The following is a 9,263-nucleotide window of genomic DNA, read 5'->3' as shown; positions in this document are numbered from 1 at the left end:
TGCTGAAAGGCCACTAGTACGATATTCATTAACTAAAGTGTACATTTCTTCCCGTTTACTCATGATAAATATTATTTTAGAGCAGCAAAGCTAGCATCAGAAAAAAAGGAAGTCAAGACGGGTTTAGTGGGGTGCATACAGTAAACCTATACATTTTTCATCTATAAAGTTTAGTGTTGTAAGATAATCTACTGCATAACGGATATCCTCTACGCGGGTGGTTGGGTCTTCCAAATATCTTGGTTCTCCCCCACTTTCCCCTTGAAATGACGCATCATAAGCCAAAGCAATAAGTCCTTTTTCTGCAAGCCTTTGGGCATATAAACCAGCGGTTTGTTCTTTCACACTACTCCCAGGATGAACACAAACAATAGCAGGATAATTTTGTTTTTCGTCAAAATTGTTAGGCAAATGAAGATGAGCTACAGTATCCCAATTTCTGTTTTTGAATTTTACTTTTCGCATTTTTTAAATTTTATAATGCAAAGTTGATCTTCCTTTAAAAAGTAAATGTTACCAAATCAAGGTTGTTTGTAACCAAATCAGGGTAGAATGCCGGTTAGTCTTTTATTGGTTAGAAAAACATCAAAACCTACTACTCTTTCATCTTAAGTTTCCTCTTAATTTTTAATCCCTAACGACTTTTCTGCGATAGTTTGGGAAGATTTCATCTTACTGGTACTGCTCTGCAAATACAATTTTTTTGGAAGCCTCAATGATATTTTTTCTAACGATTTTTCTGGCATCGGGGAGGTCTTTATATCTATAATCTAAAATGCTTGTAAGCGATTCTCTAGCTTGTCTTGTCCAAACTACTTGAGTAATTTTGCCCAACACTAATTTTCTTATTTTTCAAATTCTTCAGCGGTCATAAAATCTCCCTTTTCTATTTGACTTTCGGCAACATCTAAAGCCATTTTATAGTCTTGACGGGTCATAGGGCTGCCATTTGGATGGTAGGCTACCACTTCATTTTTAAAATAATCTTCATATAAAGCATCTACCATTTGTAAGAAACGAACATCTACCATCTTATTAGATTTTTTTCATTTTTCCCGTAATTCTGCGGCTCCCGTAATCTCAGCTTTTATTACAATATAACAAATCTCTTGAATCCTGTACTCAATGTTTGTTCTCGTTACTTAACATTAAAGTTAAAATTTTTAGTCAAATTACTAATCTATCTTATTTTTTATTTCTAAAAAAGCATTTATAGCGACATACGTATAAATTTCATTAGATTTTGTGAATTAGTGTGCCCGTAAATACTCAACCCGGATTACTCTCAACACTCCCCTAGCCTAAAAGTGGTATGAGGGGGCTTTCCGGCATGGAATCATATACCGTATTGTGTAACCTTTTTTATTCAAAAAATATCTGTTTTTAATAAAGCACCATTACTTGCATTTGTCACTAAGGCTCGATATTGACGTAACCAACTTGAATCCAACTCTTTTTTTACAGGTGTAAACTCAGCTCTTCTTTTTGTAATCTCTTCATCGTTCAAGTTTACGGTTAAAATATATTGGTCAACATCAATATGAATTTCATCTCCATCTTTGAGCAATCCTATCATACCGCCCTCGGCTGCCTCTGGGCTTATATGACCAATACTTGCACCTCTCGTAGCTCCACTAAATCGTCCATCGGTTATTAATGCTACTTTATCACCCAAGCCCATTCCCATAATTAATGAGGTTGGTGCTAGCATTTCTTGCATGCCCGGACCTCCTTTAGGGCCTTCATATCGAATTACAACAACGTTACCTGCTTTTACTTTTCCTCCTAAAATTCCTTCAATAGCCTCAGTTTGTCCATCGAAACAGATGGCAGTCCCTGTTAAAACTCTATTCCCAGTAATTCCAGCGGTCTTGATTACAGCCCCTTCTTTTGCTAAGTTTCCATATAAAATTGCTAGACCTCCTACTTCAGAATACGGATTATCAATACTGTGTATAATATTAGTATCTTTTATATAAGCATCTTTTATTTTTTCTAAAACTGTTTCTCCAGTTATTGTAAGATTATCCTTTAAAATGTCATCCTTTCTTTTGGTCATTTCCTTCATCACGGCATTTACACCACCAGCTGTATTGATATCTTCCATATGTACTGTTGATAAACTTGGTGATATTTTAGCAATATGAGACACATTTTTAGAAATGTGATTTATATCTTCTAAATTAAAATTCACATGTGCTTCTCCTGCGATAGCCAGCATATGTAAGACAGTGTTTGAACTTCCTCCCATAGCCATATCAACTGCAAAAGCATTTCTTACTGCATTTTCGTTCAAAATATTTCTCAGCTTGAATTTTTCGGTTTGTTCTTTGCTTCTGGCAATTTCGCAAATTCTTCTTGCAGCTTGTTTGTAAAGTTCCTCTCGTTCTTTGGTAAGGGCAAGAATAGTCCCATTACCAGGCAAAGCGATTCCCATAGCTTCCATAAGCGTGTTCATAGAATTAGCCGTAAACATACCCGAGCAACTTCCCCCACTAGGGCAAGCATTACATTCGATATCGATTAACTCTTGTTCAGACATCTTACCCGCCTCGAATTTACCTACTGCCTCAAAAGCTGTGGCAAGGTCAATTGGTACACCATCTTTGGTATGACCTTTTTTCATTGGACCACCGCTCACGAAAATAGTAGGGACATCTACTCTCAGAGCTCCCATTATCATCCCGGGTACAATTTTATCACAGTTTGGAATGGCGATTATCGCATCAAGCTTGTGTGCATTCATCACTGTTTCTATAGAGTTGGCAATTATCTCTCTGGAAGGTAGGGAAAAAAGCATTCCATCATGCCCCATCGCAATGCCATCGTCTACTCCGATAGTATTAAACTCAAAAGGTACACACCCATTTGCTTTGATTTCTTCCTTAATAACCTTTGAGACTCTGTTTAAGAAAAAATGTCCTGGAATAATTTCTATAAAGGAATTAGCTACACCTATAAATGGCTTTGCAAAATCTTCATCTTTTAATCCTGTGGCTCTAAAAAGAGATCTATGTGGGGTTCTCTGATGCCCTTTTTTTACTTCATCGCTTCTCATGATGGTACTGATAATTATAGAGATAATTGATTATATCTTTGATTTAAGCCGACTTAATGTTTCGGGCGAAATATTAAGGTAGGCTGCAAGGTTCGAATTTGATAAGCGTTGAACGAGTTCTGGGTTGTTTTTAAGCAATGTCAGATACCGATCAACAGCATTTTGCGTCAAAAGACTACTGAGTTTTGAGTTGATCACCGTTAATCCATATTCAAGTATATGTATATACATTTTTTCCCATTCAGGTATTAAATTCCTTAATAGGGTAAACTGATCGTATGAAATTACCATAAGCTCAGAGTCTTCTATCGCTTGAATGTATTCAGTACAAGGTTCTCTGGAAATAAAACTAACTATTGAGGTTAGGAATGTATTTTCAAAGGCCATGAACCTTGTCAATACCTGACAATCTTCATTGATAAAATACAAACGAAGACAGCCTTTTTTGATAAAGAATAGCTGACTAGACACCAAACCAGGCTCAAGTAAATGCATATTCTTCTTAACGCTTATTGATTTAAAGTACGAAAGGACTTCTTCAATCTGTTTATCATCCAATTTTGTTTTTATTCGAATTAAGTCTGTCAACATTATACGGATATTAATTAAGGTCAAAGTTCCGGTTTTGGATTTTAAAAATCATTGACTTAGGTCAAAATCAAACGACTGATACTTTAAAAGTGTAAAAAGAGAAGGTCTATCGTGGCCAATGTTAAACAACGCTAGCTATAAAAATAGTGTTTTTTTAGAACATCATTTTTAAAGTCTGTTAAGGGACGGTTTTTTTGCCAACAATTGGTTTTGGAGGTGTTTGACCGTAAGCACTAAATCTGTATTACTCTCAACACTCCGCTGGCCTAACGGCTACTATTAAAACGTTCTCCAAAAAATTAACTAACACCATAGTAATTAATCGCCAATTCCGATAATCATAAAATTTAATCAACAGCGAGTACGTTTTTCGCTGTACGAACCCTATTAATATTTAATAATTAGCAATAGTAATATTTTGTACTTTTCTTCTAGTATACGCAATTCCGGCACTTGCAATTGAAACAAAAATAACTATAAGATTAAAATCATTATAATTAGAGACAAACCTGCAAAAAACCTACTATTCCTCAAGGAATTGATAATTCAATAAAGTGGTAATGGTTTTTATCATACATCCTTATTATCTGTTCTATGGTTTTCAAAAACTTCAATTGCACTTTTTAAAAAGCCAAACATTCCAAGTCCCAAAATGATCATTCCGACAGAAATTTTATTTAAAATCTCAATTTGCGAAAAATATCCAATTAAACCTATGCTAAGGAAAAATAGAATTTGCACCGTTATTAAAATAATCATTTTCTTCCCTTTCTTCGGATTTTTCCAAATATTCTCAGAAAACTTGTTTTGTGTTTTCGTGGTATCTTGTAGTGATGAGAAACTTATTCCTAACCCCATAAAAAGTAAACATGAATTTAAATTTTTAAAAATTAAATCAGTATTTTCTTTTAGATATTCAAATCCACCAAAGTATGGTTTTATAACGAAATATAAACCAACTAAAATTAGCGGATATTGTAAATAACTTATATAATGAAAAAATAATTTAAAACTCATAACTTTTCTTAGTCAAAAATTTAAAATAATGCCAATCTACCAGATTTTTATTGTTCTAAAAATTTTTGTTGCTACATACTTATAAATCCGAGTAATTTTCAGGATTAATTACTAGCAAAACTTATTATTGCATACTCTCATATTCTTGAATAGCAATATGGTTTTCGACTAAATTTAAGTCTGGTCTGGAAATCAATACACCAGGATTCATTCCACATCGGATAAAATATTCTTTACCTCGTTCAACATTAATAACTACAGAATCTTTGGATTCAGTTTTGGCCCAAAAAGTATGTTTACCATAATCCTTTAGTCTCAATTCACACTTTTCCCCGTTTCTTGCTGTGCAAACAACAGAGTCAGAATCCATTCTGACTTTATATCCAATAAATTTGCCCGTTATCATTTTAGGTCTGTAAATATATATTATGGCGTAATCTGCTCCAATCGGCAGTCTGGAAACTTTAGAATCAGCATTGAATGTACTCAATTGTTGCAGGCTCACAGGATTTAAATTTCGATAAAGATTTGCTTTAATTTTATAGCAAGTGCTTCCCCATTTTTCTGGTCTATTTAATTCCGTTATTTGGACAATATTTGCGCCATGTCTCCTGGCTTCTGTTTGGGCTTCATTAATCACTTTATTATAACTACAATCAGTCGTAAATCCAGTATCTCCTATTTTTATTTTTCCAATAAACAGAGAACCTTCAGGAGGCGAAATACTATCAAGAACAATTACTTCAATGGATGGTTCAAATTTATTATAATCCGTATTGGAAATTAAGGATCTGATTTTTGGTGAACAGCTAAACAGTGTGCAGAGGCTAATAAGAATGTATAATTTTTTTTTCATAAGTTACCTAAGGTATAAATAAACCTATCAAAAATGTCCTATCTCTATTTCAGTTAAAACACTAATCTAGTGGATTTTTTTTATTGTTTTAAAAGTATTTATAACGATGTACATATAAATCTCAGTAGATTTTTAAGATCAGTTTGGCCGTAAACACTCAACCTGTCTCAAATCTCCCCTCGTATAACGGCTGCTATTAAAATGCTCCACAAAAAATTAAAACACACATAACTGGCAGTAAACATTATCTCCTTGTTGGGACGTACCGGCCACACGAACGCTCCTAGTTATAAAGCAATGTTTTTAATTTTCATTTAAACAGGTCTTTTAGTTTGTCCCAAAAGCTTTTTTCATAGGTTTCTCCGTTCTTAGTCGGTTTTTGTTCGTTCAGACTTGTTGCTCTATTTTCTTTTTCTTTTTCAAGCTCATTCAAGAATTGTGGAGTGTCAGCAATAAGCATCTCTCTCGAATATTTCATTTCGTCATCTAAATAGTAAATAAGGGCTTGTCCACTGTCAATAAGAGCAATTGAAATAAGTCCAATACAAGCACCAGCGGCAAAGTCTGCTCCCCAAACGAAAGATATAGCCAAATCCTGATTTGTTATGTAAGGCTTTATCCATTCACAATCATTAGTTATTTCTGTTGGTTGGTCAAAATAAGTCTCAAAGAATGTTTCGTGACCGTTTATTGAGCAAAAAAGTCCGTCAACCTCTGTAATATTTTCAGAATCACCCAAGATTTTAAAATCATAACCAAGTCCTTGGATGGTCTGTTCAATTTGTGTTTTAGATGGTATGTCCGCCATTCTAAGAAAAGCTACTTGGGTCATTGACATTTCGTTCTTGTTTTAAATATTGCTTAATAAATGTATAAACTTACCGGTACGTTTATTCCTCTTTTAGCGATGACTAATCTAAAGGATTTTTAATTGATTTAAAAGCATTTATAGCGACATGCATATAAATTTCTGTAGTCTTTGTGAATTAGATTAGCCGTAAAAATTCATAATGTATTACTCTCAAATCTCCCCTGCCTAACGGCAACTATTAGAATACTCTAAAAAAACTGATTGCCGAACGATAAAAATTAGGTATCAGTTCAATATTGTAAACTGTGCTTTTCTAGTAATATTCAATTTTATACTTGTAATTATCTTCAGAACTGAATCTGTAATCTAAATTTCTCTTATCTATTTCCTTCTGCAACTTAGTATATTTAAAAGTAATAATCGTATCTCGTGCAGTTCCAATTCTTTGATAAGTGTATTTGTTTTCTGAGTAAACATATTTTTCAATATAAGGTTCTTTTATTCTACTATTGTAATTTACACTTTTTACCAATCGGTTTTTTTTTATCAAAATACGAGGTGTCGGTTAAAACCAAAGCATTGTCGTAATCAGGCTCTTTTATTGGATTAAATTCCCAAGAACTTGTTTTCGAAACTTTCATTTTGTTTTCTGTTTTTATTTCTCTAATAAAACGGATTAGCGAATCAGGTTCGAATTTTATCTGTTTCTCAACCTTGTTTTTTGAATTATACTCATAGGTCGAGAATGAGCGTAGAACACAAGTATCTTTAGCAACAAAATCTTCACAATAATATTCAGAAATTTTTTTACCGTTCTTATAATTGATAATTCGAATTTTGTTTCTAAATGTTTTAGAAATAGCATCATAACCACCAAACCTAACTTCTTTCGTGAGATTTCCAAACTTATTAAATTCGGTTTTTCGAGTTTTTATTAAGCTGTCGCTTTCTTTTCTAAATTCAGTTATTGTTTTGATTTTTTGACCAAAACTTATCGAAGTAAACAGGAAAATTAATATGTAAATGATGTTTTTTTGCATTGTGTACAACGTGATTGAATAAGATTAGTTGTGTAGTTGAAGCACTTAAGTTAGCAAATAAATACCAGATAGAAAATCCTTGTGGATTTTCGTAAGTAGTCGAGAACTAGCCATTCATTTTATACGGCTTAAATATAAGTTTGTATCGCTTTCAATTTCCGGTTATCAAGACTTTAAATATGTTCAAATAATTTATATCATAATTACGGCTTTGAAACACATATAAATAATCTATCTAACTATTATTTTTAAAGAACTGGATTACTGCTTTTCGTAGGATACGGTATTGCTAAACATTAGAAACTACTGGAACTCATCAGAAGAAAAAATCAGTTGTGATTTGCGATATACATTTTTGGGTAACCATCGGCATTATTTCCCTGCCAAAAATTCTTTTGCTGTTAAAACTGGTAATTTTGAGTTCTTAAAATCCTTTTTATTTCTTGTGATGATAATATCAATATCATTTTCGATTGCAGAATAATATTGAAGACCGTCCTCAAAATCTGGAAACGTTTCATCACTCCATGCGAGCTCTGTTATTTTATCATCTAAGCTTACTACCTCCACAAGCACTTTAAATTTTCTCAAAATTTCTCTTGCCTCTTTGGAAGATTTTAATTTTGTTAAAATGTAATTGGTATTAGCGAATGTTAGTGCAGAAATGCTAAGTTTTAACTGATTTTTTATCTGCTTGAGAAAACAAATTTGCTGCATCATCATAAAAGTCCTTTCTTTTAGAAAGTAAATCAATTACGATATTTGTATCAATCAATATTTTTTTCATTAATATTTTTCCATTAAATATTGAGTATACTCATCCTTAACATCTATATCATCATCCATTGAGATAACCCCGCTTAAATTTTTTACTAGAGGAGTTATTTCATTTTCCTTTTTTTCTTTATTGGTAAGCGTTCCTAAATAAGATTCTATCAATTTGGATAGACTAGTGTTATTAGACTTCGCATAGTGTTTAGCAGTCTCAATGATTTTTTCATTTAAACTTAATGTGAGCTTTTTATCCATCGCCTTGTTACTTTACGTACAAATATATTATTTTTTCACGTAATATTTTTAGGTTCATTTTTCTTTTGCTTGTGTCCAAATTATTATAGATAATTAATTTAGTATAAATTACGGTTTCCCTTAAAAATACTTTCAGGATACTCCATTACCCAATAAACCACCCCAACAATCTTTACATATAAAAACCGCTCAAAGGCGGTTTAAATAAGTGAATTTTTTAAGAATTACAGGCACTGTAGTGTGTCGGAGGAAAAAATTTATATAAATAATTATCGGGAAGGTGTTCATTCTTATAATTAGCAAAAGTCTTTTGCGTTTCTTCAATGCCGGTAGAAATCATTGAATCAACATAATTATTGATAAAATGTTTTGACCAATTACCAGAGAAATTTATGCTTCGATAATCTAATGATTTAAAATCCGATTTCTTTTCCCGATAATTCATGTATGAACTGTGCATTAAGCTTTTTAGTAACTTATATAAACCTACCGATATGTTTATTCCTCTTTTAGCTATGACTAATCTAAAGGGTTTTTAATTGATTTAAAAGCATTTATAACTATACCCGTATAAATTACAGCTATTTTAGGTTAATAACGCCCCTAAAAACTCAACCTGTATTACTCTCAACACTCCCCTGGCCTAACGGCTACTATTAAAACGGTCGCCAAAAAATAAATTACCACATCACTGGCAATCAACAGGATCTTCATGTTAGGTCGTACCGACCACACGAAGACTCCTATGTTTGTCAATGATTAAATTAGATGAATTAAGTGGAGGAGACAGGAGTCAATTCACGAAGGAAATAGCCTTTAGGTATATTGAAACTAAGAATCTACCCTGTCCCCTTTTTCTCT

9 protein-coding genes and 1 pseudogene are annotated in these 9,263 nt (G+C 32.8%); all 10 read right to left on the bottom strand.

From position 1 onward, the window contains the following. Positions 1-123: 123 nt before the first annotated feature. Positions 124-465, bottom strand: coding sequence for an alpha/beta hydrolase (locus AC13DP_RS01845; RefSeq protein ID WP_347407262.1), 342 nt, complete (start codon positions 463-465; stop codon positions 124-126). Between the two features lie 380 nt (positions 466-845). Then, entirely contained in the window at positions 846-1,031 is a 186-nt protein-coding gene (locus AC13DP_RS01840) for a hypothetical protein (protein ID WP_347407261.1), read from the bottom strand. A 335-nt stretch (positions 1,032-1,366) separates the two neighbouring features. Next, entirely contained in the window at positions 1,367-3,058 is a 1,692-nt protein-coding gene (ilvD, locus tag AC13DP_RS01835; protein WP_347407260.1) for a dihydroxy-acid dehydratase, read from the bottom strand. A 30-nt stretch (positions 3,059-3,088) separates the two neighbouring features. Continuing rightward, positions 3,089-3,649, bottom strand: a complete 561-nt coding sequence (locus AC13DP_RS01830) for a Crp/Fnr family transcriptional regulator (protein WP_228251261.1) — start codon at positions 3,647-3,649, stop codon at positions 3,089-3,091. A 570-nt stretch (positions 3,650-4,219) separates the two neighbouring features. After that, positions 4,220-4,666, bottom strand: a complete 447-nt coding sequence (locus tag AC13DP_RS01825; RefSeq protein ID WP_347407259.1) for a hypothetical protein — start codon at positions 4,664-4,666, stop codon at positions 4,220-4,222. A gap of 124 nt (positions 4,667-4,790) precedes the next feature. Then, entirely contained in the window at positions 4,791-5,522 is a 732-nt protein-coding gene (locus tag AC13DP_RS01820) for a hypothetical protein (RefSeq protein WP_483067212.1), read from the bottom strand. Positions 5,523-5,832: 310 nt separating this feature from the next. Next, the gene (locus AC13DP_RS01815; protein WP_347407256.1) at positions 5,833-6,360 is read right to left on the bottom strand and encodes a hypothetical protein; all 528 of its coding nucleotides are present in this window, start codon (positions 6,358-6,360) and stop codon (positions 5,833-5,835) included. Positions 6,361-6,839: 479 nt separating this feature from the next. Then, positions 6,840-7,373 carry a hypothetical protein gene (locus AC13DP_RS01810; protein ID WP_347407255.1) on the bottom strand — a complete coding sequence of 178 codons (534 nt, stop codon included), beginning with the start codon at positions 7,371-7,373 and terminating at the stop codon, positions 6,840-6,842. A 372-nt stretch (positions 7,374-7,745) separates the two neighbouring features. After that, positions 7,746-8,160, bottom strand: a pseudogene (locus AC13DP_RS01805) (type II toxin-antitoxin system VapC family toxin). Then, positions 8,160-8,402 carry a DUF6364 family protein gene (locus AC13DP_RS01800; protein WP_347407254.1) on the bottom strand — a complete coding sequence of 81 codons (243 nt, stop codon included), beginning with the start codon at positions 8,400-8,402 and terminating at the stop codon, positions 8,160-8,162. Before AC13DP_RS01800 ends, AC13DP_RS01805 begins: the two are co-directional and overlap by 1 nt. Between the last annotated feature and the right edge of the window lie 861 nt (positions 8,403-9,263).

The organism is Zunongwangia sp. L-65 (genome assembly GCF_056859415.1).
This window is presented reverse-complemented; position numbering and strand designations above follow the sequence as displayed.